The sequence below is a fragment of the Micromonospora sp. NBC_00858 genome, from assembly GCF_045207365.1.
Classification (GTDB): Bacteria; Actinomycetota; Actinomycetes; order Mycobacteriales; family Micromonosporaceae; genus Micromonospora.
Genome location: NZ_CP108828.1, coordinates 6,390,249 through 6,415,830, shown reverse-complemented (window position 1 = coordinate 6,415,830; position 25,582 = coordinate 6,390,249). Strand labels below are relative to the sequence as shown.

Sequence of the window (25,582 nt, the reverse complement as noted above, 5' to 3'; positions counted from 1 at the left end):
ACGGCCGTCCGCCTCGGGGATGACGACGGGTCCACCCACCGCCGGAGCCCAGAATTGGCGATCGACCGATAGCGTCGGCTCATGACTGGTGAGCAACCCGCGCTCGCACTGCGTGGCCTGGCCAAGCGGTTCGACGGCACGATCGCGGTGGCCGGCGTCGACCTCGACGTTCCCGCCGGTTCCTTCTACGGCCTGCTCGGCCCGAACGGTGCCGGCAAGACCACCACCCTGTCGATGGCGGTCGGGCTGCTGCGGCCGGACGCCGGCTTGGCCTGGGTGCTCGGCCACGACGTGTGGCGGGACCCGATCGCCGCCAAGCGGCTGCTCGGCGTGATGCCCGACGGGGTGCGGCTGTTCGACCGGCTGACCGGGGCGGAGCTGCTGGCGTACAACGGGCTGTTGCGCGGAATGGACCCGACGGTCGTCGACCAGCGGGCCGCGGAGCTGCTGGACGTGCTGGCGCTCGGCGACGCCGGGCGGACGCTTGTGGTGGACTACTCGGCGGGCATGAAGAAGAAGATCGGCCTGGCGTGTGCGTTGCTGCACGGCCCCCGGGTGCTGGTGCTGGACGAGCCGTTCGAGGCGGTCGACCCGGTCTCCGCCGCTCTGATCCGGGACATCCTCACCCGGTACGCGGCCGGCGGCGGCACGGTGGTCTTCTCCAGTCACGTGATGGAGGTCGTCGAGCGGCTCTGCTCGCACGTGGCGATCCTCGCCGCAGGCACCATCAAGCGGGTCGGCACGATCGCCGAGGTACGCGGTGACCGATCGCTGGAACAGGTCTTCGTCGAGGTGGTCGGCGGGCGCACCGCGACCGGTGAGGAGCTGTCGTGGCTCTCCCAGTGAGCGCCGCCGCCGTACCCGCCGGGCCGGTCCGGGCCGTCTCCGCCCGGCATTTCATGCGGCTCAAGCTGCGAGTGATGGGCAACAACTTCCGGGGGCAGGGCTGGCGGGTCGCGCTGTTCATCGGCGGTGCACTGGTCGGGCTCTGGTTCGCCGCCGCTGGCTTCTTCCTCTTCGCGGTGCCCGGCTTGACGGGCAACGGCCGGTACGCGGTTCTGATCGCGGCGGCCGGTGGCGGGCTGCTGGTGCTCGGCTGGCTGCTCATGCCGCTGGTCTTCTTCGGGGTGGATGAGACGCTGGACCCGGCCCGGTTCGCGCTGCTGCCGCTGTCCCGACGCACGCTGGTCACCGGCCTCTTCGCCGCGGCTCTGATCAGCGTGCCGGTGCTGGCGGTGCTGATCGCGTCGTTCGGGCTGGTGCTCACCGCCTGGGCGCTGGGTGGTTGGTCCGCGGGTCTGGTGGCCGTGCTCGGCGTGATCGGTGGACTGCTGCTCTGCGTGGCCGCCAGCCGGGCGGTGACCAGCGCCTTCGCCACCATGCTGCGGTCCCGCCGCGTGCGTGACCTGGCGGCCGTGCTGCTGGCGGTGGTCGCTGCGCTGCTCGGCCCGTTGCAGGTCTTCGGCCTCGCCGCGCTGCGGGAGACGGACTGGACACGGCTGACCGGGGTGGCGACCGTGGTCGGCTGGACCCCGTTCGGCGCGCCGTGGACCGCCGGCATCGATGTGGCCCAGGGCCGGGTCTGGGCCGCTCCGCTCAAGCTGCTGATCACGGTGGTGGCGCTCGGTGCCCTGCTGGCCTGGTGGTCGCGGTCGCTGGAGTCGGCGATGGTGGGGGCGGTGAGCGCCGGTAAGGCCCCCGCCCAGCGCGACATCGCCGCTGGCGCGGTCGCCCAACTGTTTCCCCGGGTCGCCGGCTGGGCCCGTCGGGACCGGTTCGGGGCACTGGTCGCCCGGGAGGCCCGCTACTGGTGGCGGGACGCCCGACGCCGGGCCAACCTGATCACGATCGCGGTGGTCGGCATCTTCGTGCCGGTGATGATCAACCTTGGTGGCGCGGGGTTCGCGGTCGAGGACGAGCAGGGTCTGACGACGAGTGCCGCCGACAGCTCACCGGTCCTGGTCACCCTCTCCATGCTCTTCGTCGGCGTGCTCGCCTCGGTCACCCTGGCCAACCAGTTCGGCTTCGACGGCAGCGCGTACGCCGTGAACGTGGTGGCCGGGGTGCCCGGCCGGGTGGAGCTGCGCGCCCGGATGACGGCCTTCTCGCTGTACGTGCTGCCGATGCTGGCGGTCGTCGCGGTGGTCCTGTCGGTGGTGCTCGGCCGCCCGGGCTGGATCGGCCTGACGGCCGGCAGCCTGGCCGCCACCTACGGTGCCGGGCTGGCGGTGAACAGCTTCGTCTCGGTGCTCGGGGCGTACTCGCTGCCGGAGACGAGCAACCCGTTCGCGATGAACAGCGGTGCGGGTATCGCGAAGGGCCTGCTCACCCTGCTGGCCATGGTCATCTCGGCAGTCGTCGCGGTGCCGATGGTGGTGGCCGCGGCGCTGCTCGGTGACGTGTGGCTCTGGTTGGCCCTGCCGGTCGGTGCGGCGTACGGGTTGGGCGCGACGTTGTTGGGCGCGTATCTGGCCGGCGACGTGCTGGACCGCCGGCAGCCGGAGCTGCTGGCCACCGTCACCCCGCGCCGCTGAGCACGAGGCCGGGCGGAACGGCCGGCTCTCCCGCTCGACGTGGGGTGGCGGGGTCACAATGTTTCACGTGAATCATGATCCGGGTGCCGAGATCCACCACACCGACCCGTTCGCGGTGCCGGCCGGGCAGCGATCGCCGGTACGCCGGCTGCGCGGTCGGCTCGCCGCGCCGGTGACCCTCTGGACGGCGCCCGGCCCAGCCGGGCTGACCGTCTCGTCCACTCTCGTCGCCGAGGGTGAGCCGGACCGGCTGCTCGGGCTGATCGACCCGGAATCCGATCTCTGGGCGGCGGTTGAGGAGGCGGGCCGATTCGCGGTGGCGCCGCTCGGCCCGCCGCACCGGCAGCTCGCCGACCGGTTCGCCGGCCTCTTCCCCGCTCCGGGTGGGCTCTTCGCCACCGGTTCCTGGCTCGACACGCCGTACGGGCCGGTCCCCTCCGACGCTGGCGGGTGGGCCGGGTGCCGGCTGGACACCGCCCGGGAATGCGGGTGGGCACTGCTGGTGGAGGCCACGATCGAGGCGGTCGACCTGGCCGAGGATGGCTCCCCGCTGCTGCACTACCGCGGTCGCTACCACGAGCTGCCGGGCTGACCGGGCGGCCCGGCGGCTGACCGCGTCGACCCACCGGTCACCGGAGTGACCTGGGTCACTCGGCGCAGCCAGCCAACCGCTCGGCGCACTCGCCGACCGGCATCGATCTCGCCCTTCCCCGGCAGGGAGCGCGCTCTCTACGGTGCGCGAAACTCCCCCGACGCCTGTGAAGGTGGTGATCCACAGATGTCCACGGACACACCCACGCCGACCGCTTCCCAACCGGACAAGTATCTGGCCGTACAACGGTCGGACGAGTTCGCCGGGCTGCGGCGCGCGCTGCGCGGCTTCGTCTTCCCGATGACCGTCGCGTTCTTCCTGTGGTACGCGCTCTACGTCATTCTCTCCGCGTACGCCCGGGACTTCATGGGCACGAAGCTGTTCGGCAGCAACATCAACGTCGCGCTGATCTTCGGCCTGCTCCAGTTCGTCTCCACGTTCGTGATCGCCTGGCTCTACTCCCGGTACGCCGACCGGAAAATCGACCCGGTCGCCGACCGGATCCGCGCCGAGATCGGGGAGGTGACCCATGAGCATGGTCCTCGCGGCTGAGGCGGGCAACCACACCGCCCGCAACCTGACCATCACGCTCTTCCTGGTCTTCGTGGCGGTCACCCTGGCCATCACCATCTGGGCCAGCCGGCAGACCAAGACGGCGACCGACTTCTACGCCGGTGGCCGGTCCTTCTCCGGTTTCCAGAACGGCATGGCGATCGGTGGCGACTACATGTCGGCCGCCTCGTTCCTCGGCATCGCCGGCATCATCGCGCTCTACGGCTACGACGGCTTCCTCTACTCGATCGGCTTCCTGGTCGCCTGGCTGGTAGCCCTGCTGCTGGTCGCGGAGTTGCTGCGTAACTCGGGCCGCTACACGATGGCGGACGTGCTGGCCTTCCGGATGCGCCAGCGCCCGGTGCGTACGGCGGCGGCGGTCTCCACCATCACGGTGTCGATCTTCTACCTGCTGGCTCAGATGGTGGGTGCCGGCGCGCTGGTCGCGCTGCTGCTCGGCATCCGGCCGGGGACGACCTTCCTCGGCATGGACGCGGCCACCGCCAAGGTGGCCACCATCATCATGGTCGGCGCGCTGATGATCATCTACGTCACCGTGGGCGGCATGAAGGGCACCACCTACGTGCAGATCGTCAAGGCGTTCCTGCTGATGGGCGGCGCGCTGGTGATGACCCTGCTGGTGCTGGCGAAGTACAAGTTCAACCTGTCCTCGCTGCTCGGTGACGCCGCCGCCTCCTCCGGCAAGGGCAGCGCGTTCCTCGAACCAGGGTTGCGCTACGGCGTCGAGGTGGCCGGCAACGCCACACAGACCTTCTACAACAAGGTCGACCTGCTCTCCCTCGGCATCGCCCTGGTGCTCGGCACCGCCGGCCTGCCGCACATCCTGATCCGCTTCTACACCGTGCCGACCGCGAAGGCGGCGCGGAAGAGCGTGCTCTGGGCGATCGGCATCATCGGCACCTTCTACCTGCTCACCCTGGCCCTCGGCTTCGGCGCCGCGGCGCTGGTCGGGAGCGAGGCGATCACCGCGCAGGACAAGGCCGGCAACACCGCCGCGCCACAGTTGGCCGAGGCGCTCGGCATCGACTTCCTCGGCGGCGATCTCGGTGGGGCGGCCCTGCTGGCGATCATCGCGGCGGTCGCCTTCGCCACCATCCTGGCGGTGGTCGCCGGGTTGACCCTGGCATCGTCGTCCAGCCTGGCGCATGACTTCTACGCGAATGTAATGAAGAGGGGCGAGGCGTCGGAGCGACAGGAGGTACGGGTCGCCCGGATCTCCGCCCTGGTGATCGGCGCGGTCTCGATCGCCCTGTCGATCTACGCGCAGAACCTGAACGTGGCGTTCCTGGTGGCGCTGGCCTTCGCGGTCGCCGCCTCGGGCAACCTGCCGGCGATCCTCTACAGCCTGTTCTGGCGGCGGTTCAACACCTCCGGCGCGGTCTGGGCGATCTACGGCGGTCTGCTCTCGGCCGTACTGCTGGTGTTCTTCTCGCCGGTGGTCTCCGGCGCGGCCACCTCGATGTTCCCGGATCACGACTGGCAGTGGTTCCCGCTGTCCAACCCGGGCATCATCTCCATCCCGTTCGGCTTCCTCTGCGGGTGGATCGGCACGCTCATCTCCAAGGAGCACGACGAGGAGAAGTACGCGGAGCTGGAGGTACGCGCCCTCACCGGCGCCGGCGCCCACTGACCGCGGCACCTGTGAAGAAGGGCCCCCTGTACGACGCCAGGCGTCAACAGGGGGCCCTTCCGCAATTCCGGGGATCGGTAGGCTGACCGGCATGAAGGTTGCTGAGCGCTTCGGTTCCGGTCATCGCGTCCTCGTCACCGGCGGCGCCGGATTCGTCCCGTCGCACCTGGTGGACGCCCTGATCGCCCGAGGCTGCACGGTGGTGGCGCTGGACAACTTCGTCACCGGCTCCAAGGAGAACGTCGCCCACCTGCTGGACCGGTCAACCTTCACCCTGGTCGAGGCGGACATCTCCGACGGCCTGCCGACCCACCACCCGGCGCTGGCCGAGCGCTTCGACGCGATCCTGCACATGGCCTCGCCGGCCAGCCCCACCGATTTCGCCCAACTGCCGGTGGAGATCCTCCGGGTCGGCTCGGTGGGCACCCTGCACCTGCTGGAGCGCGCGGTCGCCGACGGTGCCCGGTTCCTGATGGCCTCCACCTCCGAGGCGTACGGAGACCCGAAGGAGCACCCGCAGCGCGAGACCTACTGGGGCAATGTCAACCCGATCGGGGTACGCAGCGTCTACGACGAGGCGAAGCGCTTCTCCGAGGCGGCCACCATGGCGTACCACCGCTACCGCGGGCTCGACGGGGCGATCGTCCGGATCTTCAACACGTACGGCCCGCGGATGCGCCCGGACGACGGTCGGGCCATCCCCACCTTCATCTCCCAGGCGCTGCGCGGCGAGCCGATCACCGTGCACGGCACTGGCAACCAGACCCGGTCCATCTGCTTCGTCGAGGATCTGGTTCGGGGCATCCTGCTGCTGCTCGACTCGACCGAGACCGGGCCGATCAACTGCGGCACCGAGCACGAGCTCACCATGCGGCAACTGGCTGAGTTGATCGTGTCGCTCTCCGACAGCAGCTCAGAGGTGACCTACATCACTCGAAGCGCCGACGACCCGGAGATGCGCCGCCCCGACCTGACCCTCGCCCGCGAACTGCTCGGATACGAGCCGACCGTGGCGCCCGAAGACGGCCTGCGACGCACGATCGAGTACTTCCGCGCGCGGCTAGGGTAACCAGCCGGCGACTCGCTGCCGGTCGCTGAACGCCGCCTGAAGGCGGCAGTGGCTCGCGCTACGTACCCTGAGTTACATGTCAGCGACCTCGTCTGCCGGCGCCCCGTACCCGTATCTGCACCGCAGCGCCGGGCGCGCGTCGGTGCCCGGCCCCGACCGGGGCGCCTCAGGGCGCGCCCGTCCGAGCGAGGCGCGCTGGTACCCGTCGTACGACGAGGAGCCGCCCCGGCCGGGTGGCCCGGACGGGCCGAGAGGGCCTGGCGGACCGGGCGGACCGGGCGGCGCCGGCAGGCCGGGCCGGCGCGGCCCACGGCCACGCTGGGGCCGGATCGGCCTGGTGGCCGGCATCGCGGTGCTGGTGCTGGCCCTGCTCGGCGGCATCGGCGCCTGGTTGTACGCCCGCAACCTCAACAACGACCTGGCCCGGACCGATCCGTTCGCGCAGATCACCGGTGGTCGGCCGGCCAAGACCGTCGACGGCGCGCTGAACATCCTGCTGGTCGGCAGCGACTCCCGGGACCCGGACGCGCCGGTCGACGCGAAGAGCCAGTGGCGGGCCGACACGATCATCGTGATGCACATCCCGGCCGACCACCAGAAGGCGTACCTGGTCTCCATCCCTCGTGACCTCTACGTGCCGATCCCGGAGAGCGCCGGCGCGGACTGCGACTCGGGCCAGCGCGCGAAGATCAACGCGGCATTCGCGTTCGGCGGGCTGCCGCTGGCGGTCCGCACCGTGGAGTGCTTCAACGACGTCCGCATCGACCACGTGATGGCCATCGACTTCGCCGGCTTCAAGCAGGTCACCGATGCCCTCGGCGGGGTCGACCTGAAGGTGGAGCGGACCATCACCTCGATCCACAAGCCGTACCGGACGTTCACCAAGGGCACCAACCACATGAACGGCGCGGAAGCGCTGGACTGGATCCGGCAGCGCAAGCAGTTCCCGGACGGCGACTTCGCCCGGATGAGGCACCAGCAGGAGTTCCTCCGGGCGCTGCTGGACAAGGCGGCGAGCACCGGCACGTTGGCCAACCCGAAGAAGCTCAACGACTTCCTCCAGTCGGTGACCGCGGCCGCCACGGTCGACGAGGGGTTCTCGGTGACGGACATGGCGCTGCAGTTCCGCAGCCTGCGTGGCCAGAACCTCACCTTCGTGACCAGCCCGAACTCGGGTAGCGAGACGATCAACGGCGAGTCGGTGGTTGTCTCCGACCGGGAGAAGGCGCTGGCGATGTACCGGGCCATGTCGTCGGACACCATGGCGGACTGGGTCAAGGCGAACCCGCCGAAGGGCACCAGCGGCGGCTGACCGACCCGGCCGCCGACCTCGGCGGTACGACCCGCGGCGACCGGGCTGGCCGCCCGACCGACGGCCGGCCGATCGGGTCATCGAATGGCGACGATCGACCGACCCCGGGAAATCGGCGTCCGGATTGCCCTGGGATGAACTCGCCAAGTCGAAATGATGTACGTACAGTGGTGCCGCCCCCCTCCTGATCACGAGCTGGAGCACGCATGCCGGTTCAGGCCAGCCGTCGCCCTTCGTCCGCCGCGCCCAGCGGCCGGATCTCCTCGTCCATACCCGTGCAGCCGGGTCCCGGGGGCGGCGGACCGGGCGGTCGCCCGCCCGGCGGCGGAGGCCGGTCGGGCGGCGGCGGCGGTGCAGCGAAGAAGCGGCCCCGGCGCAAGGATCCGCTCTGGGCCCGGTTGACCGTCATCTTCGGTGCCGTGCTGATGCTCAGCAGCGGGGTGGCCATCGTCGGCAGCAAGGTGCTGATCGGCCAGGCGACCGGTGACATCGCACAGCGCGACCTGCTGGGCGGGGCCGGCAAGTCCGACGCCGAGGGCGGGGCGAGCCTGGACGGCCCGATCGACATGCTGCTGCTCGGCGTGGACGCGCGTGAGCGCTGGGCCGCCGACGATGTCCGCTCGGACAGCATCATCATCCTGCACATTCCGGCCTCGCACGACCAGGCGTACCTGATCTCGATCCCCCGGGACACCGAGGCGCAGATCCCGGCGTTCCCGAAGAGCGGCTTCAACGGTGGCACCGACAAGATCAACGCCGCGTTCCAGATCGGCGCCCGCAACGGCGGCGGCTGGGAGGGTGGAGCCCAACTGATGGCGCAGACGATCAAGCGACTCACCGGGGTCACCTTCGACGGTGCCGCGATCATCAACTTCGGTGGGTTCAAGGGCGTCATCGACGCCCTCGGCACGGTGCGGATCTGCGTGGGCGAGGAGGTCACGTCGATCCACATGAAGTACGTCGACGGTAAGCCCATGTGGAACGCCGACGCCAAGAAGACCGGCAAGACGATGAAGCCCGTGGTGCACAAGAAGGGCTGCCAGGAGATGGAGGGCTGGGCGGCGCTCGACTACGCACGGCAGCGCAAGACCCTCCGCAACGGCGACTACGACCGGCAGCAGAACCAGCAGCAGCTGATCAAGGCGATGGCCAAGAAGGCCACCGACGGCGGCATGTTGACCAACCCCGCGAAGCTCCAGCAGCTGATCAAGGCGGCCGGCAAGGCGTTCGTGCTGGACACCGGCGGCGCCGACATCGAGGATCTCATCTTCACGATGCGCGGCGTCACCGCGAACGAGCTGACCATGCTCAAGACCAACAGCGGCACCTTCCACGGCAACGGCAACGGCAGTGAGGGCTTGAACGCCGAGACGTTGGAGATGTTCCAGGCTCTCAAGAAGGACAAGCTCGCGGAATTCGTCTTCAACCACCCCCAGGTGATGTCCACCCGAAAGTGACGGCCCTCAGCCGGCCGGAAGTCGCGAAACTCCGGCGACCACCCAGTCACCGCCCGTAGCCTGACGTGAGCAGGTTTCACGTATCGGCTGCGGGGAGGCGGTCACGTCCAGGTGGGGACGGAACGCAGCGGGGCGGGACGGCGAGGCTCGACCCGCCCGGTCACGTCGCGCCCGTGGGTCGAGGATCCTGCTCGGCGTCGGCCTGGCCCTCGTCCTGCTGGCCGGCCTCGCCGTGGTCGGGCTCAAGACGCTCAGCCACCGGTACGACCGCACGGTGGCCAAGGAGCAGTTGCTCGACCCCGACGCCCGTACCGAGCGGACCGACCTGGACCGGGCGCTCAACTACCTGCTGGTCGGCTCCGACCGGCGGCCCGGCGACAGCGGGCCGGACCAACGCTCGGACACCATCCTCATCGTGCACGTGCCGGCCGGGCGGCGGGAGGCGTACCTGGTATCCATCCCGCGTGACCTGCTGGTCGCCATCCCGCCCGCGAACGGCTTCGGCGGCGGTCAGGACAAGATCAATGCGGCGTACGAGCACGGCGGCGGCGGGCAGGCCGGCGTCCAACTGCTCTCCGCCACCCTGAACCGGCTCACCGGTATCCGGTTCGACGGCGCCGCGCTGATCGACTTCTCCGGCTTCCGGAAGGTGATCGACCTGCTCGGCGGCGTGCAGATGTGCGTGGACACCGAGGTCCGCTCGATCCACACCAAACGGGTCTTCCCCACCGGCTGCCAGCAGATGGACGGAGCGCAGGCGCTGGACTACGTACGGCAGCGCTACGACCTGCCCGGCGGCGACTACGACCGGCAGCACCACCAGCAACAACTGCTCCGGGCGATGCTGGACAGCGCCGGCCAGGCGGACCTGCGCAGCGACCCGGTCAAGCTGGACCGGGTGCTCCGGGCGGTCGGCGGCTCGTTGACCGTCGACACCAACGGCGTACCCCTGGAGGACCTGCTCCTCGCGCTGCGCGCGCTGCCGCCCGACGGGATGCGCGGCGTCCAGGTGCCCTCGTCGCCGCAGACCATCGACGAGGTCTCGTACGTGGTGCTGGACAACAACGGCAACGGGCTCTTCGAGGCGGTACGCGGCACTCAGGTGCCGACCTGGGCCCAGGCCAACCCGCGGTGGGTGACCCGGTTGTGATAGGTCAGACGGCCCGGTCGGTGCCGATCCGGCCGACGAGGATCTAGTGTTGCTTCCTGTGTTCGGACCCCAGGTTCCCACCGTGCCCGTGACCGAGATCGCCGACGACACCTACCTGCTCGACGTGCGGGAGGACGACGAGTGGGCGGCCGGCCACGCCCCCGCCGCTCACCACCTGCCGATGATGGAGCTGCCGGCGCGGCTGGCCGAGGTGCCCACCGACCGGGACGTGGCGATCATCTGCCGCTCCGGCGGGCGCTCCGCCCAGGTCGTCGCCTACCTGGTCAACAACGGCTGGGAGCAGGTGCGTAACGCCGACGGCGGTATGCGCCAGTGGGCCGCCGTCGGCCGCCCTGTGGTGGACGCGAACGGGCAGCCCGGTCAGGTCATCTGAGGCGGCGGGGATGGGCGGGCCTCTGGTCTTCGCGCACCGCGGCGCCTCGTACGACCTTCCGGAGCACACTCTCGCCGCCTACCTCCGCGCCCTCGACGAGGGCGCGGACGGCCTGGAGTGCGACGTCCGGCTGACCCGGGACGGGCATCTGGTCTGCGTGCACGACCGGCGGTTGGACCGCACCAGTAACGGTCGTGGCCTGGTCAGCGCGCGTACCCTCGCCGAGCTGGAGGCGCTGGACTTCGGTTCGTGGCATCCGGGCAGCGTGCCGAGCGGTGACCTGCCGCCGGACGAGTCGCACACCCGGCTGCTGACCCTGGCCCGGCTGCTGGACGCGGTGCTGGCCGCCGGCCGGCCGGTCCGGCTGCTGGTGGAGACGAAGCACCCGTCCCGCTACGGCTCGAACGTGGAGCGGGGGCTGGTCGCCCTGCTGCGCCGGTACGGGCTGGCCGATCCGGCGCCGGACGACCCGGTCCAGGTCACCGTCATGTCGTTCTCCCCGCTGGCGCTGCGGCGGGTCCGCGAGCTGGCTCCGACGCTGCCGACGGTCCTGTTGCTGGAGGTGCTGCCGCGCTGGCTGCGGCTGGGCCGGCTGCCGTTCGGTGCGCGCGTCGCCGGGCCGGGCATCGGCCTGGTCCGGGCCCGGCCGCAACTGCTGCCCGCGCTGCGCGCGGCCGGCAACGAGGTGTACGTCTGGACGGTCAACGAACCGGCCGACCTGGAGCTGGTGCTGGCCGCCGGGGTGGACGGGATCATCACCGATCGACCGGCGCAGGCCCTGGCCCGGCTGGACCGCTGACCAGCACCCGCCGGGCGGGGGTGCCGAAACCCGGGTCGGCGGGGCACACTCGGCACATGCCGGAGCGTATCGATTTCCCCGCTCTCATCGCCGGCCACACCATCGTGATCGAGATGATCAACTCTGGGGACGCCGGCCTGCCGGTCCTCACCCAACTGCTCCGGGTGGCCCAGCCGGCGCTCGGCGCGGCCGGCATGGCGTTCGCGGAGTTCGGCCCGACCGGTGGCCGGGTGATCGCCGCGACCGGTGCGGTGGAGTGGACCCTCGGCCGGCCGCTGCCGGCCGACGATCCGGACACCATCTGCCTGCTCTCCGGGCCCCGGGTCCGCCATGCCCGGGTCGACCACCTCAGCGGCAAGCTCGCCGGTGAGTTGGCCGGCACAGGGCTGCGTCAGATGGTGGTGTCCCGTGCGGAGATCGGCGGCCACACCGTCGGCAGCCTGCACGCGCTCTACCCGGGCGACGACGAGCCGAGCGCCGAGCAGCAGGGGGTGATCGCCTACCTGGCCTCCTGCGTCGGGCACATGTACGGCGACCAGACCGGGCTGCCGGTGCACGGCGACGGGCCGGTGGTGGCGGCGCTCGCCGACGGGCTGGCCGTGGTCGACCGCGACGGGCACGTCCGGCTCTGGAACCCGGCCGCCGCCCAGGTCACCGGTCGGGAGGCCGAGCAGGCGCTGAGCCGCCCGCTACCGTTCCCGCTGCCGCCCTCGGGCCAGGTCGGCGACCATCGGCTGCCGGACGGGCGCTGGCTGCGGATCACCTCCGGCGAGCTGCCCGGTCCGGGCACACTGCGCGTGGTCACCTTCCGCGACATCACCGACCAGCAGCGCCGGGATCACGACCGGGAGCTGTTCGTCGCGGTGACCAGCCACGAGCTGCGGACCCCGGTCACCGTGATCAAGGGGTACGCGGACACCCTCACCGACCACTGGGAGTCGTTGACCGAGACCGACCGGCGGCAGGCCGCCCGGGTGATCGGGCAGCGCGCCAACGAGCTGGCCCGGCTGGTCGACCGGCTGCTCTCTTCGGCCGCCGAGGTGGGGCCGGGGGACGACCCGCCCACCCCGTTCGACCTCGGCGAGGCGCTGCGTTCCGCGGTGGTCGATCTGCCGGCGGAGCTGCGTCGCCGGCTGGTGCTCCGCCTCCCGGCCGACCTGCCCAAGGCGCTCGGCCACCGGCCTAGCCTGGCCACCGTTCTCACCGAGCTGGCGACCAACGCCGGCAAGTACTCGGCACCGGATTCACCGATCGAGATCACTGCGGCGGTCGACGGTCAGCTGGTGGCGTTCCGGGTCAGCGACCGGGGCATCGGCATCCGACCGGAGCACGTGGAGCGGGCGTTCGACCGGTTCTGGCAGGGCGAGTCGGGCGACCGGCGCGGCTACCCGGGCGCGGGGCTCGGCCTCTACCTCGTCCGCCGGATCGTTGAACAACAGAATGGATGGGTATCCCTACGTCCGAGGACCGGCGGCGGTACGGTCGCAGAGGTGCGGCTACCGCGCGGTTGACCAGCGGTGGCGCGAGGTGGAGGCGACGGTGGCAGGGGCAGCGAGGGATCGGGCATGGTGCGTGGTGGTCCCGCATCACCCCGCCGGGGCACGGCTGGCTCGGCAGCGGCTCGCCGGCGACCTGGCGGACGTCGTACCCCCGACGCTCCTCGCGGACCTGATCGCGGTGCTCGCCGAGCTGGTGGGCAACGCGGTGCGGCACGCCCGACCGCTGCCCGGCGGCGTGGTCCGGGTGGCCTGGCGGTTGCGGCCCTCGGCCGACGGCCCGCGGATCCAGCTGCGGGTGACCGACGGCGGCGCGGGCACCGGGCCTCGGATCCGGACGGCCGACCCCGACGCGGCGGACGGGCGGGGGCTGCACATCGTGGCCGGCCTGGCGACCCGATGGGGCGTCGAGCGGGACGGTCTGGGCCAACGCGTCTGGGCCGAGTTCGACCCGACCCCGACGACCCGGCCCGACCTGGTGAGGGCGGGCTGAGCGACGGCTCGGGGCGGGTCCCGCCCACGACGAGCCCGTCGGGCCTCTAGGCTGTGACGCCGTGAGCAAGCGTCGAAAGAGCCAGCGCACCGCCGCCGACACCGCCCCCCGCAGGGACAAGGTGCGGGACATCTTCGTGCCGCGACCGTTCGAGGGGCTGGTCGACGAGCCCGAGTGGATCGCGCTGCGCGAGCTGGTCCCCGCCGCCTCCGCGCCGCTGCGGCTGGCACCCGCCCTGGTCGAGGAGTTCGGGGACCGGCCGGCCACGCTGGCCACGGTGCTGCCGATGGCCGCCCCGGCGATGACCAAGCCGGACGGCCGGGTGTTCATCGGCCTGCAACGCCACCAGCAGTCCGGCGACGTCTCCCGGGATCTGGCCGAGGCGCTGCTGTGCGCGCTGCGGACCGAGCCGGGCGACCAGGTGGCCGTGCCGCCGCTACCCGGCCCCGGCCCTCGGCTGCAGGACATCCTCGTGGACGGCCCGCTGGAGATCACCATGCACGACGGGTTCGAGTTCTGGCTCGACCCCGGCGCCACCGACGACCCGACCGTGCAGGCGTCGCTGGAGCGGGCGAACGCGGCCATCTACCCGACGGTGCGACTCACCGCTGCGAAGGCCGCGTACTGGTGTCAGGTCCCGGAGAAGGCGCACGTGCGCTGGGTGCTGCCGGACGACGAGGACGCCGCCCTGGACGCGCTGGCCCGGCTCGGCGCGGCTGGCACGCTGACGCTCGGCGAGCAGACCAAGTTCGCCGGCATGTTCCGGGCGCACGGCCGGCTGGTACCGGTCTGGGACCTGCCGGAGGAGACTCCGGCGACCGACTGGGAGGACCCGGTCGCTCAGTTCGCCAAGCGGTACGCGGAGGCGCTCGCCGTCACCGCCCCGCTGGACGCCGCCGGCCGCCGTGCCCGCCAGGGACTGCTCGGCCGCCAACTCACCCTGCGCTGAGCCCGGGAGGGCCCGGCCGTCCGGCTGGAACCCGGCCGGCTACCGGCGCTGGGCTCCGCCCGGCCGGCTACCGACGTTCCGCGCGGCCCGGCCCGCTCACCCGGCGACGGGCAGCGGGTCGCGGACGATCGGGCAGGACATGCAGCGCGGGCCACCCCGGCCGGAGCCCAGCTCCGAGCCTGCGATCGGGATCACCTCGATGCCGGCCCGCTCCAACTGGGCGTTGGTCTCGGTGTTGCGTTCGTAGCCGACGCAGAGCCGGGGTGCCAGGGCGAGGGTGTTGTTGCCGTCGTCCCACTGCTCGCGTTCCGCGGTCACCGGGTCCAGCCCGGTGTCGATGACCCGGAGCTGGTCGAGGTCCATCGCGTCGGCGGCGGCCCGTAGGAACGGCGCGGGGCCGTCCACCCGCGGGTCCTCGCCGTCCGCGCCGGCGATGACGGTGTACGCGGAGAGCGCGCTGGCGATGTTCGGATACATCAGCACGGCGTCCACGTCGACCATCGTGCAGACGGTGTCCAGGTGCATCGTGGCGCGCTTCTGTGCGATCGGCACCACCAGGATGGTGTGGGCCAGCCCGGCGGCGAAGACCTGCCGGCCGAGGCGTTCCGCACCGGCCGGTGTGGTCCGCTCGCCCACCCCGACCGCCAGCACTCCGGGGGCGAGCAGCAGCACGTCCCCGCCCTCCAGGTGCTCCAGGTGCGGGCGGTAGACGAACTCGGTGCCGGCGAAGCGCGGGTGGTGGCGGTAGATGGCGTCGGTCAGCGTGGTCTCCCGACGGCGCGCCGGCATGGCCAGGCTGGTGACACCGACCCGATCGCCGATCCACAGCGACGAGTCCCGGGTGAACAGCAGGTTGGGCAGCGGGTCGATGACGAAGTCGTGCCGGTCCATCAGGGTGTAGACCAGCCCACCCGGCCGCTCCGAGCTGATCCGCAGCTCCTCGTGGGCCAGCCCGGCGGTGAGCACGTCGGCCAGCGCGGCCGGGTCCAGATAGGAGAGGTGGTCGGCGACCCGGGCGCGGAGGGTGTCGCCGAGCCGGCGGGAGCGCAGCACCTGCTCGGTCAGTTCGGCTCGGGCGTCCGCGACGGCCAGTGTCTCGGCCAACAGAGTGGCCAGGTAGAGCACCTCGACCCCGCGCTCGCGCAGTGCGGCGGCGAACGCGTCGTGCTCCTCCTGGGCGCGGCCGACCCAGGGGATCGCGTCGAACAGGAGGGAGTCGTTGTTGCGGGGGGTGAGCCGGGCCAGTTCCGGGCCGGGCCGGTGCAGCAGTACGGTGCCGAGCCGGCCGACTTCGCTGTCGACGTAGTGGGTCACTCCCGCAGCGTAGGGCAGGGTTTGGCGGCATCCGAGAAAAGAACTGTGGATGAATATGGCATTCATCCACAGTCACTCCGGCGTTCCGGCTTGCCGAACACCGGGAGTGACGACGTAGGGTAGTGAGGACATAACTTTCGAGGGACCTTTTGCCGGAGGTCGCGATGACTGTCTTTCCCGCACGACGAGCCGTACCGACCGCCCGGGCACTGCCGCCCGTCGCGGTGCCCCATCCCCGCGCCGAGTCGCCGGGCGCTCTCGAACCGGTCCGTCCGACCCCACTCGAATGGGCCCGCCGTCGTCGGGCCGAGCGGGGTGCCCGTCGACTGGAGGCGGCCGGAGCGCGGGCGCTCGGCCAACTCGACCACCTCGGGCCGGCCTGGCACGTCATCGAGTGGCCCCGCACCGACGTGGCGGACGTCCTGCTCGATCGCGGCCAGGACGAGCGTGCCGGATTCCTCGCCATCGGGCCGAGCGGCCTGTTCGCGGTGACCGTCGCCGACCACGGCCGGGCCAGGGTGCTCGTCGCCGGGGACGTCGTGCAGATCAACGGCAAGCGGCCGTCGTACGTGGCCGAGGCCCGCCGGGACGCGAAGCGGGCCAGCAAGGCCCTCTCCGACGCGGTGGGGCTGCCCGTTCCGGTGACGCCGGTGCTGACCTTCGTCGGCTCCGGCGTGATCAGCGTCTACGGCCTGCCGAAGGACTGTCTGATGGCCACCCACCGGGAGTTGGACCGGCTCCTCGTGGCTGGCGGCAGCCGGATCAGCCCGGCCACCGCCGAGAAGCTGTCCCGGGTCGCGCAACACCCCGGCACCTGGCTGAACGGCACGTACCGTCCAACGGCCGACTACCGGTGGTATGACGAGGGCCGAACGGCCGCTGACAAGCCGGCCCACCGCCGGTAACGTCACCGGCGACGCCACGCGGCTTCCGGTCTCCCCGTCTACCCCACCCGGTTCCGCGCCGTCACCGGCCGCCCCGGCTCACGGCAGCGCGGTCCGGTGGTGGCCCGGTGCGCTCGGTGGTTCCGTCGGCGACCCGCTAGCGTGGACAGTCCGTCGGTGTACATAGGAGGCGCGGTGGCCCACGTCGAACTTTCGCTGTCGGAAGTGTTCGTGCCGGCGGCGCGGGCCTCGACAGAGGCGGAGTCCGACAACTTCGGCCACTGGTCCTCGACAGTCTGCCGGGCCGATGAGCCCTGCCTGCTGATCGATGCCGACACCCGGGTGGTGGCGATCTCCACCGCCGGCTGCGAGCTGCTCTGCCTGGGCGAGCCGGACGGCCTGATCGGGCGACCGCTGCTCGACGGCGGGCTGCGCCTGCTCGACTTCACCGCCAACCGGGGTGTGCTGACCGAGGCCGAGATCGACAAGATCCCGCCCCTGCTGGCGCTCTCCTCCGGCCGGCTCGCCCGCGGGCTGCTCCGGGTGCAGGCGGCCTCGCCCGACAGCTCCGACGCGACCGTCGACGCGATCTCCACCCCGGTGCTCGCCAACGGAGACGTGGCCGGCTCGCTCACCTTCTTCTCCGAGGTCTGACCTGCGACGGAGTGTGTCGTTCGCCGCACGCGGCGATAGTGGGGTGGGTCCACGATGAGGCCGTAAGGTGCCCTCATGCTCGATATCGCTCTGCTGCCGGGGGAGTACGCCGTGTGCCGGTTGGCCGCCGGCTCCGCCCTGCCGTACGCGCTGTCGAGCGGGCTGGGCAGCGCCGACGTGGTCACCGTGAGCTGGACCGCCGACGGGATCTCGGTGATCTGCCCGGCTGACCGGGCCCCGGCGCAGGCCGTGGTGGAGACCGCTTGGCGGTGTCTGCGGGTCGCCGGCCCGGCGCACCTCGCCGGCACCGGCACCCTGGCCGCGCTGGTCGACCCGCTCGCCGAGGCCCGGGTCAGCGTGGTCACGTTCTCCACCTTCGACACCGACTACCTGCTGGTGCCGGCCGTCCGCCTGACCGAGGGCACCGCCGCGCTGGAGCGCGCCGGGCATCGCGTCCTCGGCTGAGCTTCACCCGGCCGGCCGCTCCCCCTACGATGGGCTCGGCCACCCCGGCCACGACGACGTTTCCGATGTCCCGAGGATCGGCCCGTGCCGTTCGCCCCGCCCCGCCACGCGTCCGCCCCACCGTGGGCGACGACCCGCGTCCCACCGGCCACCCGTAAGCAGACGGCCGTCCGCCACCCGGCGGTGACCCGTGCGCTACCCGCGACCCGCGTCCTGCCGGTGGCGCTCGCGCTGCTCGCGATCGGGGCGCTGGCCGGCTGCGGCGCCCCGCCCGAGCTGCGCGGTCCGGCCGCCCTGCCGACCGGCAACGGAGCCTCGACGGCACCCGGCCCGACCGGCACCCCGAGCACCGTGCCCACCACCGCGCCGACCGGACCGCCGATCGGCGGTGTCACGGCCACGCCGGACGCCGGGCTGGTGGCGACGGCCTGCCGGAACGGGCCGACCGGGCAGCGGGTGGTGCAACTGCTGCGCGGCCGGGCCGCCGTGCTCCCGGACAACGTCCGGGTCAAGGTCCGCACGGGGCCGCTCTGCGCCGCCGACTGGCAGTACACGGTGTTGGAGGTGACTGGGCACGAGGAGCTTCAGGTGGTCACCCGCGGCCGGCCCGACGCGCCGGAGCTGGTCACCGCTGGCACCGACGTGTGCACCATCGAGGTACGGGCCGCCGGTCCGGCCGGGATCCGGACGCTCGCCTGCGACGCCGGTCCGGCCGTCGGGCCGGGTGCGTAGGCTGGTCGGTATGCCGGGAACACCGCCGACGCGCTTCGTCTACCTCGGTCCCGAGGGCACCTTCGCCGAACAGGCCCTGCGCACCGTCCCCGCTGCCGAGCGCGGCAGCCGCACGCCTGCCCGCAGTGTCGGGGAGGCGCTGGACTGCGTCCGGGCCGGCGACGCCGACGCCGCGCTGGTGCCATTGGAAAACTCGATCGGCGGCGCGGTCGGCGTCACCCTGGACGAGATGGCCGAGGGCGAGCCTCTGGTGATCACCCGGGAGGTGATCCTGCCGGTGGAGTTCGTGCTCGGCGCCCGGCCGGGCACCTCGCTGAGCTCGATCCGCACCGTGGCGGCCCATCCGCAGGCGTCCACCCAGTGCCGGGGCTGGCTGCGCGACCATCTGCCCGACGCGGTCGTGGTCGACGTGCTCTCCAACGGCGCGGCCGCCGCCGGCGCCGGGTCCGGCGAGTACGACGCCGCGATCTGCGCGCCGATCGGGGCGACCCGGCACCGCCTCGCGGTGCTCGCCGACAAGATTGCCGACCACCCGGACGCGGTGACCCGGTTCGCGCTGGTCTCCCGTCCCGGGCCACCTCCGCCGCCGACCGGCGACGACCTCACCTCGCTGGCGATCTACATCGCGCACGACCGGGTCGGCGCGCTGCTCTCGGTGCTGATGGAGCTGGCCGTCCGCGGGGTCAACCTCACCCGGATCGAGTCCCGCCCGACCGGCGAGGCGCTGGGCCGGTACGTCTTCTTCCTGGACTGCACCGGGCACGTGGCCGACGTACGGCTGGGCGAGGCGTTGCAGGGGCTGCGCCGGGTCTGTGCCGACGTGCGTTTCCTGGGCTCGTACCCCCGGCACCGCTGGGCCGAGGCGGCGGGCGAACGGCCGGTGCCCGCGCCGGCCGGCCTCTCCGACGCCGACTACGCCGACGCGGCGGCCTGGCTGGCCCGACTGCGCACCGGCGAGTTGAGCTGACCGAGCGGTGTGGGCGCCCCGCAGACCGGGAGCGCCCACGCCGACGTGGTCAGCTCAGCAGACCGCCGAGCAGGCCGCCCTCCTGCTGCTGCGCGCCGCTGCCCATGATCGGTGGCTCCTCGGACGGCTGCACCACCACGAAGCCCTGACCGGCGAAGCTCATCGTGAACGACTCACCGGTGCGCCGGCCGAGCAGCGTGCCGAGGCCGAGCTGCTCGGCCCGGTGGTAGCCGGTCTGGAGGTTGGCCGACCAGCAGACCGCGGCCTGCGGGTCGACGTAGGTCGGAGCGTCCACGTTGAGCACCACCGGAGTGCCCTTGGTGGTGATGGCGATCCGGCCGTACCCGCTGAAGACGCAGTTGAACAGGCCGGACGAGGAGCTCATCCCGGCGCCGCCGACCATCCTGATGTCGTACTGGAGGGTCGAGTCGAAGGCGAGCACGCTGGAGCCGTTGATGGAGAGAGCGTCGCCCGGCTCCAGGTCGATGATGTGCACGTCCTTGGCCAGCTCGGCGAGGAAGACGTCACCCTGGCCGGAGACCTTCATCAGCGGGACGCCCTCGCCGGTGAGCTTCTGCTTGAGGAACTTGCCGAGCCCGCCGGAGCCCAGCGCCTGGAACTGCACCTGCCCCTGGTAGGCGACCATCGACCCGACCCGGGCCATCGCCTCGCCGTTGAGCTCGATCTTCAACATCTTGGAGTTCTGCAGCCGCATGCCGGCCTGTGCGGACTCCTTCTCGAGATTCTCCGAGGAGAACAGCTCGCTGCGCATGAAACGTGCCTCCTGAAAGGGTCGCGGTCGCTGCACCGACGGTAGGCGACCCGAGCAAGATGACGCATCGGCTGAGCGGCGGGTCGGCCGGGACGGGCCGGGCTCAGCCCCAGCCCAGCGCGTGTAGCCGCGCGTCGTCGATGCCGAAGTGGTGGGCGATCTCGTGCACGACGGTCACCGCCACCTCATCGACGACGTCCTCGTCGTTGTCGCAGATCCGCAGGATCGGGCGACGGTAGATGAAGATCCGGTCCGGCAGCACGCCCGCGTAGTCCCAGCCCCGGTCGGTGAGCGCGTGCCCCTCGTACAGGCCGAGCAGGTCGGGCTCGCCCCGCGGCGGGTCGTCCTCGACCAGGATCACCACGTTGTTCATCAGGTTGAGCAGTTCCCCGGGCACCTCGTCGAGGGCGTCGGCGACCAGTTCCTCGAAGCGCTCGCGGTTCATCTCAACTGGCACCTCACCCATTGTGCCCGAGGGAACCGGCCGATCCGGGTCACGATCCGCGACCCCTATCGAGATCCGCGCGTTCACGGAGAGAGCGGCCGCCCGAGGATCGGGCGGCGACTCCTTCCGTGAACGGACGGCGTACGTGTCGGGCGGTTCAGGAGGCCAGGCGGGCGGTGAGGGTGATCTCGGCGCCCGGCGAGAGCAGGCGGGAGATCGGGCAGTTGGCCTTGGCGGCCTCGGCGAGCTTCTGGAACTCCGCGTCGTCGATGCCCGGCACCTGGCCGACGGTCTCCAGGTCGATCCGGGTCACGGTCATCCCGGCGTCGGTCTTGTCCAGGTGGACCTTGGCCGTGGTCTCGACCGAGGTGGGCGTCGAGCCGGCGTCGGCGAGAGCCTTCGAGAACGCCATCGAGAAGCAGCCGGAGTGCGCGGCGGCGATCAGCTCCTCGGGGTTGGTGCCCTCGCCCTCCTCGAAGCGCGACTTGAAGGAGTAGTTGCCCGACAGGCCGCCCTTGCCGGTGCGGACGGTGCCGGAGCCCTCGGTGAGGTTGCCCTGCCATTGTGCGGATGCGGTACGGATTGGCATGACCCGAACGCTAGCGGAAAGGCGACCGCCGGGCGACCGACCGGCACCGACGCCCGCCCTGCGATTCCCGTCACGATCCGCCGGCTGTGAAATGATTCGGCCCAGGCCCGCGACCGGCGGAAGGATGGCCGATGTCCGAGGAGCTGCCGATCCCCCGGCAAGGTGACCGGTCCGACGGCCCTGCCGTGATCGAGTGGGGTGCCGTCGAGCCGGCCCCGCGGCGTCGGTTCGGCCGATCCCTGGCCGGCCTGACCCGTGACCCGCGGGTACCCCTGCTGCTGGCTGGGCTCGGCGCGGTGGCCGGGGTCGCCTCGCTGGTCGGCGAGTGGCTCGTGATGACCGTGCCGGATGGCGGACCCGACGGGAACACCGCGATCGAGGTGCCCGCCGGGTTGTCCGAGGTCGGCGGTTTCGGGGTCGGCTACCTGGTGGGGCTGCTCGGTCTGGTCTGCATCGTGGCACTGGCGCTGCGGGGCACGGCGGCCGTCCGGCCGAACGCCCGGTTGGCCGGGCTCACCCTGGCCGGAGCCCTGCTGGCGCTGCTGGTGGCCGCCGTGGCGACGCTCGACGACCCGGCTCAGCGGAGCCTCCTCTACTCGTCCCAGGACGGATTCCGCGCCGAATACGGTCGCGGCCTGGTGATGGCGTTCGTCGCCTGCGTGCTGCTCGGTGTCGCGCTGCGGCTGGCACCGGCCGCCCCGGACGCTCCAGACGCTCCAGACGCCGGGCCGGCGGAGGGCGACCGGGCTGGGGACGACGGGACGGGACGAGGCTGGCGCCGCCGCCGGGACCCCGACCCGATCGACGAGGACGGCCGTCCCGCGCCGGCCGACCTGACGGTCACCTCGGCGGTCCCGTTCGCCCACCCCGAACCCCCGAGCTGAGCAGCACGGGTCCAGTCCCCCGAGGCCCCGTTGGGCGATCTCGCCCGCACTGCGTGTTTCTGCGATCCGGGGCACCGACGGTGCCCCGGCCGTTGGCGCCCGATTCGCCTGGAAGCCATGGTTGCGACCCGTTCCGCGAGATACGGTTGCTGCCCGCCGTCACGCCGGGTCTCGGCACCAGTACCGCACGGCAGGCTGCGACGGCGGCGGGCGAAGGAGGAACGATGACCCGCCCGGGACTGCCCAAGCTGATCGCGACCGACCTCGACGGGACGCTGGTCCGCAGCGACGAGACCGTCTCCGCGTACACCCACGGGGTGCTCGACCGGGTGCGGGCCGCCGGAATTCCGGTGGTTGGCGCGACCGGACGCGGCCCTCGGCTGACCGAGCTGACCCGCAACGACATCCGGGCCGCCGACTTCCTGGTGATGGCCGGCGGCGGGCGGGTGGTCGACCAGAGCGACCCGACCGGCCCGGTGGTGCTCCGTGATGAGCGGCTGGCCGGTGAGGTGCTGGCCCGGCTGCTCGCCGACCTGGAGGCCGAGGTCGGCCCGCTGACCGTCATGGTCGAGGCGTCCGACGAGCACGACGCCCCGCTCTGGGGCGACTACCACGCGAGCTGGCCGTACCAGGACAGGTTCGAGGCGCGCAGCCGCGCGGAGTGCCTCTCCTGCGACGTGATCAAGGCGTTCGCCCGGACGGCCGACCACCACGTGGACGAGCTGCTGGCGGTGGCCCGTCGGATCGTCCCGCCGCAGGTCGCCACGCTCACCCAGGCCGGGCTCGGCTTCATCGAGATCTGCCCGCCCGGCGTCGACAAGGCGACCGGGCTGACCGTGGTGGCGCAGACCCTCGGGGTCGACCCGGCCGACGTGCTCGTCTTCGGTGACATGCCCAACGACCTGCCGATGTTCGGGTGGGCCGGCTGGTCCCGGGTGGCGGTGGCCAACGCGCACCCCACCGTCCGCCTCGCCGCCGACGAGGTGACCCTCCGCAACGACGACGACGGGGTGGCGGTGTACCTGGACCGGCTACTGTCCCGGTGATGGAAGAGACGCCACGACTGATCGCCACCGACATCGACGGCACGTTGATCCGCGACGACCACACGGTCAGCGCGCGCACCGCCGACGTGCTGGCCCGGATCGTCGCGCAGGGCACGCCGGTCGTGCTGGTCACCGGCCGCCCGGTCCGCTGGCTCAAGCTGGTGTACGAGCAACTGGCCGAGCCGCTGCCGGCGGTATGCGCCAACGGCGCCGTGGTCTACGACCCGGTACGCGACGAGGTGCTGCGCGCCGACCCGCTCGCCCCGCAGCACCTTGCCGAGGTGGCTGAGCGGCTGCGTGCCGAGGTGCCCGGGATCGCCTTCGCGGTGGAGATCCTGGACAGCCGGGAGATGCGCCACGAGGAGCGGTACCCGCTGCGCTGGGACGCCGACCACGAGGCGATCCGGCCGGTACGAACGCCGGAGGAACTGCTGTCCGTCCCGGCGGTGAAGCTGCTCGTGCGGGCCGGCGAACAGGACCCGGACGCCTTCGCCGAACTGGTCGCCGTGGCGGTGGCGGGGCTGGCCGAGGCGACGCACTCGTCGAACTCCGGGTTGGTGGAGATCTCCGCGGCCGGGGTGACCAAGGCGGCCGGGCTCGACTGGTACTGCGACCGGCTCGGCGTGGCCGCGGCGGACGTGCTGGCCTTCGGCGACATGCCCAACGACGTGCCGATGCTGACCTGGGCCGGGCGGGGTGTGGCGGTGGCCAACGCGCACCGCGCCGTCCTGGCGATCGCCGACGAGGTGACCGCGGCGAACTCCGAGGACGGCGTGGCGGCGTACCTGGAAAAGATCTTCGGGGTGGACTGACCGGGCCGGGGCCCGGCAGGTCAGAGGTACTGACCGGTGCTGTGCCCCTCGCCACCGGCCGGCTGGCCGATGCCCGGCATCCCGGGCACGATCCCGCCGGGGCCGCTGGGCAGCGCCTGCCGGCCGGAGCGCATCTGCTCCAGTTGGACCCGGGCGGCCATCTGCTGGGCGACCAGGGCCGCCTGGATGCCGTGGAACAGGCCCTCCAGCCAGCCGACGAGCTGGGCGTGCGCGATCCGCAGCTCACTCTCGCTCGGGGCCTTGTCCTCGGTGAAGGGCAGCGAGAGTCGCTCCAGCTCGTCGCGCAGCTCGGGGGCCAGGCCGTCCTTGAGCTCGACGATGGACCGCTGGTGGATCTCGCGCATCCGGTTGCGGCTGGCGTCATCCAGCGGGGCGGCCTTGACCTCCTCCAGCAACTGCTTGATCATGCTGCCGATCCGCATCACCTTGGCCGGCTGTTCGACCAGGCGGGTCGGATCCTCGCCCTGCCCCTCCTCGGTCTGCATCGTGCCGATCGGCCGTCCGTCCGGGCCGACCACCACCACGGTGCCGGAGTGGCCGGAGTCGTCGGGGCCGGGCTCGTCGTTCTGTCCAGCGGAGCGCGCTTCGGTCATGGGGTCCATCTTTACCCAGCGAGCGCGACCCATGCCGGTCGGGACCGACTCCCGGGACCGAACCACCCGGGCGGGGCGCGCTACGGTTCGCGCCATGCCTGCCGACCCGCGTGCCGTGCTGACCCGGCCCGCACCGGAGCCGCACCGGACCGTGGCGTACGGCGACCACCCGGACCAGGTCGCCGACCTCCGGCTTCCGGCCAATGCCGGGCCGGCGCGACCGCTGGTCGTCGTGGTGCACGGTGGCTTCTGGCGGGCCGAGTACGACCGGCGGCACACCGGGCCGCTGGCCGCCGCGCTCGCCGCGTGCGGGTACCCGGTGGCGCAGCTTGAGTACCGGCGAACCGGGCAGCCGGGCGGGGGTTGGCCGGGGACGTTGACCGATGTGCTGACCGGGGTGGCCGCGCTGCCCGGGTTGGCGGCCGAGGCGCTGCCCGACCGAGTGACCCGGGCCGCGCCGATCCTCATCGGTCACTCCGCCGGCGGCCAGCTGGCGCTGTACGTTGCGGCCACCGCGCAGGCGACGGTGGGCGGAGTGCTCGCCCTGGCCCCGGTGGCCGACCTGGCCGAGGCGTACCGGCGGGATCTGGACTCGGGCGCGGTGGCCGCGCTGCTGGGCGGCGGCCCGGCACAGTTCCCGGATCGGTACGCGGCGGCCGATCCACGGATGTTGGTGCCGATCCGAACACGGACAGTAGTTTTGCATGGTTTGGCGGATCAACAGGTGCCGGTGGTGATGAGCCGGGACTTTGTCACAGCAGCCCGTGCGGCGGGATCCGATATCTCCCTTGTTGAGCTGCCGGAATGCGAGCATTTCGGGCTGATAGACCCAGAGTCCCCGGCCTGGCCCCAGGTTTTGGGTGTGTTGCGGTCCCTACACGATGATCAATAGCCATTGACGCAGCGTCGCGGAGCAGGTAGAACGCCGGAGGGGCCGTGTTCTGCCCTGCAACGCT

The 25,582-nt window shown here is 72.0% G+C and carries 27 protein-coding genes and 1 pseudogene; 23 read left to right on the top strand and 5 right to left on the bottom strand.

What is annotated here, in order from left to right:
* The first annotated feature begins 81 nt into the window (after positions 1 to 81).
* From OG990_RS30030 to OG990_RS29965, 14 genes and pseudogenes are all read left to right on the top strand, one after another.
* Positions 82 to 846, top strand: a complete 765-nt coding sequence (locus OG990_RS30030; RefSeq protein ID WP_328421843.1) for an ABC transporter ATP-binding protein — start codon at positions 82 to 84, stop codon at positions 844 to 846.
* Positions 843 to 2,534, top strand: coding sequence for an ABC transporter permease (locus OG990_RS30025; RefSeq protein WP_406081942.1), 1,692 nt, complete (start codon positions 843 to 845; stop codon positions 2,532 to 2,534). The genes OG990_RS30030 and OG990_RS30025 overlap by 4 nt, the downstream gene beginning before the upstream one ends.
* Positions 2,535 to 2,586: 52 nt before the next feature.
* A pseudogene (locus OG990_RS30020) lies at positions 2,587 to 3,126 on the top strand (flavin reductase family protein); the annotation flags it as partial.
* Between the two features lie 186 nt (positions 3,127 to 3,312).
* Positions 3,313 to 3,678 carry a DUF485 domain-containing protein gene (locus OG990_RS30015; RefSeq protein ID WP_406077887.1) on the top strand — a complete coding sequence of 122 codons (366 nt, stop codon included), beginning with the start codon at positions 3,313 to 3,315 and terminating at the stop codon, positions 3,676 to 3,678.
* Positions 3,656 to 5,329, top strand: a complete 1,674-nt coding sequence (locus tag OG990_RS30010; protein WP_328421847.1) for a cation acetate symporter — start codon at positions 3,656 to 3,658, stop codon at positions 5,327 to 5,329. The genes OG990_RS30015 and OG990_RS30010 overlap by 23 nt, the downstream gene beginning before the upstream one ends.
* Before the next feature lie 91 nt (positions 5,330 to 5,420).
* Entirely contained in the window at positions 5,421 to 6,398 is a 978-nt protein-coding gene (locus OG990_RS30005; protein WP_386986376.1) for an NAD-dependent epimerase/dehydratase family protein, read from the top strand.
* Between the two features lie 76 nt (positions 6,399 to 6,474).
* A complete protein-coding gene (locus tag OG990_RS30000) occupies positions 6,475 to 7,710 on the top strand; it encodes an LCP family protein (RefSeq protein ID WP_406077886.1) in 1,236 nt (411 codons plus the stop codon).
* 206 nt (positions 7,711 to 7,916) lie between these two features.
* The gene (locus OG990_RS29995; RefSeq protein WP_386986371.1) at positions 7,917 to 9,167 is read left to right on the top strand and encodes an LCP family protein; all 1,251 of its coding nucleotides are present in this window, start codon (positions 7,917 to 7,919) and stop codon (positions 9,165 to 9,167) included.
* Between the two features lie 214 nt (positions 9,168 to 9,381).
* Positions 9,382 to 10,317 carry an LCP family protein gene (locus OG990_RS29990; RefSeq protein ID WP_406081941.1) on the top strand — a complete coding sequence of 312 codons (936 nt, stop codon included), beginning with the start codon at positions 9,382 to 9,384 and terminating at the stop codon, positions 10,315 to 10,317.
* Positions 10,318 to 10,375: 58 nt separating this feature from the next.
* A complete protein-coding gene (locus OG990_RS29985; RefSeq protein ID WP_328421861.1) occupies positions 10,376 to 10,711 on the top strand; it encodes a rhodanese-like domain-containing protein in 336 nt (111 codons plus the stop codon).
* A gap of 10 nt (positions 10,712 to 10,721) precedes the next feature.
* Positions 10,722 to 11,510, top strand: coding sequence for a glycerophosphodiester phosphodiesterase (locus tag OG990_RS29980; protein ID WP_406077885.1), 789 nt, complete (start codon positions 10,722 to 10,724; stop codon positions 11,508 to 11,510).
* Positions 11,511 to 11,566: 56 nt separating this feature from the next.
* Positions 11,567 to 13,021 (top strand): ATP-binding protein, encoded by a 1,455-nt coding sequence (locus OG990_RS29975; RefSeq protein WP_406077884.1) that lies wholly within the window; start codon positions 11,567 to 11,569, stop codon positions 13,019 to 13,021.
* 61 nt (positions 13,022 to 13,082) lie between these two features.
* Entirely contained in the window at positions 13,083 to 13,499 is a 417-nt protein-coding gene (locus OG990_RS29970; RefSeq protein ID WP_355601364.1) for an ATP-binding protein, read from the top strand.
* A gap of 61 nt (positions 13,500 to 13,560) precedes the next feature.
* Positions 13,561 to 14,448 carry a DUF5926 family protein gene (locus tag OG990_RS29965; RefSeq protein ID WP_328421867.1) on the top strand — a complete coding sequence of 296 codons (888 nt, stop codon included), beginning with the start codon at positions 13,561 to 13,563 and terminating at the stop codon, positions 14,446 to 14,448.
* Positions 14,449 to 14,544: 96 nt separating this feature from the next.
* Here the strand turns inward: OG990_RS29965 and OG990_RS29960 are convergent, their stop codons facing one another.
* Positions 14,545 to 15,762: an arginine deiminase gene (locus OG990_RS29960; RefSeq protein WP_328421869.1), complete on the bottom strand. Its 1,218-nt coding sequence runs from the start codon at positions 15,760 to 15,762 to the stop codon at positions 14,545 to 14,547.
* A 164-nt stretch (positions 15,763 to 15,926) separates the two neighbouring features.
* On the opposite strand from OG990_RS29960, the gene OG990_RS29955 reads away from it, so the two are divergent.
* The 5 genes from OG990_RS29955 to pheA all read left to right on the top strand — a co-directional run bounded on the left by OG990_RS29955 (position 15,927) and on the right by pheA (position 19,464).
* A complete protein-coding gene (locus OG990_RS29955; RefSeq protein ID WP_328421871.1) occupies positions 15,927 to 16,667 on the top strand; it encodes a hypothetical protein in 741 nt (246 codons plus the stop codon).
* A 174-nt stretch (positions 16,668 to 16,841) separates the two neighbouring features.
* The gene (locus OG990_RS29950) at positions 16,842 to 17,300 is read left to right on the top strand and encodes a hypothetical protein (protein ID WP_406077883.1); all 459 of its coding nucleotides are present in this window, start codon (positions 16,842 to 16,844) and stop codon (positions 17,298 to 17,300) included.
* A gap of 75 nt (positions 17,301 to 17,375) precedes the next feature.
* Positions 17,376 to 17,765 (top strand): ACT domain-containing protein, encoded by a 390-nt coding sequence (locus OG990_RS29945; protein WP_406077882.1) that lies wholly within the window; start codon positions 17,376 to 17,378, stop codon positions 17,763 to 17,765.
* 213 nt (positions 17,766 to 17,978) lie between these two features.
* Positions 17,979 to 18,497, top strand: coding sequence for a hypothetical protein (locus OG990_RS29940; RefSeq protein ID WP_355601362.1), 519 nt, complete (start codon positions 17,979 to 17,981; stop codon positions 18,495 to 18,497).
* A 10-nt stretch (positions 18,498 to 18,507) separates the two neighbouring features.
* Entirely contained in the window at positions 18,508 to 19,464 is a 957-nt protein-coding gene (pheA, locus tag OG990_RS29935; RefSeq protein WP_406077881.1) for a prephenate dehydratase, read from the top strand.
* Positions 19,465 to 19,513: 49 nt separating this feature from the next.
* On the opposite strand, the gene OG990_RS29930 is transcribed toward pheA, so the two are convergent.
* The 3 genes from OG990_RS29930 to OG990_RS29920 all read right to left on the bottom strand — a co-directional run bounded on the left by OG990_RS29930 (position 19,514) and on the right by OG990_RS29920 (position 21,270).
* The gene (locus tag OG990_RS29930; protein WP_328421879.1) at positions 19,514 to 20,236 is read right to left on the bottom strand and encodes an AIM24 family protein; all 723 of its coding nucleotides are present in this window, start codon (positions 20,234 to 20,236) and stop codon (positions 19,514 to 19,516) included.
* Positions 20,237 to 20,339: 103 nt separating this feature from the next.
* Entirely contained in the window at positions 20,340 to 20,702 is a 363-nt protein-coding gene (locus OG990_RS29925; RefSeq protein WP_355601243.1) for a metallopeptidase family protein, read from the bottom strand.
* A gap of 136 nt (positions 20,703 to 20,838) precedes the next feature.
* Entirely contained in the window at positions 20,839 to 21,270 is a 432-nt protein-coding gene (locus OG990_RS29920; RefSeq protein ID WP_328421883.1) for an OsmC family protein, read from the bottom strand.
* A gap of 131 nt (positions 21,271 to 21,401) precedes the next feature.
* On the opposite strand from OG990_RS29920, the gene OG990_RS29915 reads away from it, so the two are divergent.
* The 3 genes from OG990_RS29915 (at position 21,402) to OG990_RS29905 (ending at position 24,012) form a co-directional block, all read left to right on the top strand.
* Positions 21,402 to 22,154, top strand: coding sequence for a hypothetical protein (locus OG990_RS29915; protein ID WP_406077880.1), 753 nt, complete (start codon positions 21,402 to 21,404; stop codon positions 22,152 to 22,154).
* Between the two features lie 224 nt (positions 22,155 to 22,378).
* The gene (locus OG990_RS29910; protein ID WP_328421887.1) at positions 22,379 to 23,200 is read left to right on the top strand and encodes an HAD family hydrolase; all 822 of its coding nucleotides are present in this window, start codon (positions 22,379 to 22,381) and stop codon (positions 23,198 to 23,200) included.
* Positions 23,200 to 24,012, top strand: coding sequence for an HAD family hydrolase (locus tag OG990_RS29905; protein WP_328421889.1), 813 nt, complete (start codon positions 23,200 to 23,202; stop codon positions 24,010 to 24,012). The genes OG990_RS29910 and OG990_RS29905 overlap by 1 nt, the downstream gene beginning before the upstream one ends.
* Positions 24,013 to 24,032: 20 nt before the next feature.
* Here the strand turns inward: OG990_RS29905 and OG990_RS29900 are convergent, their stop codons facing one another.
* On the bottom strand, positions 24,033 to 24,635 hold the full coding sequence (locus OG990_RS29900) for a bacterial proteasome activator family protein (protein WP_328421891.1): 603 nt from the start codon (positions 24,633 to 24,635) through the stop codon (positions 24,033 to 24,035).
* Positions 24,636 to 24,720: 85 nt separating this feature from the next.
* Here OG990_RS29900 and OG990_RS29895 point away from each other — a divergent pair, with 85 nt between their 5' ends.
* Positions 24,721 to 25,518 carry an alpha/beta hydrolase family protein gene (locus tag OG990_RS29895; RefSeq protein WP_406077878.1) on the top strand — a complete coding sequence of 266 codons (798 nt, stop codon included), beginning with the start codon at positions 24,721 to 24,723 and terminating at the stop codon, positions 25,516 to 25,518.
* Positions 25,519 to 25,582 lie beyond the last annotated feature (64 nt).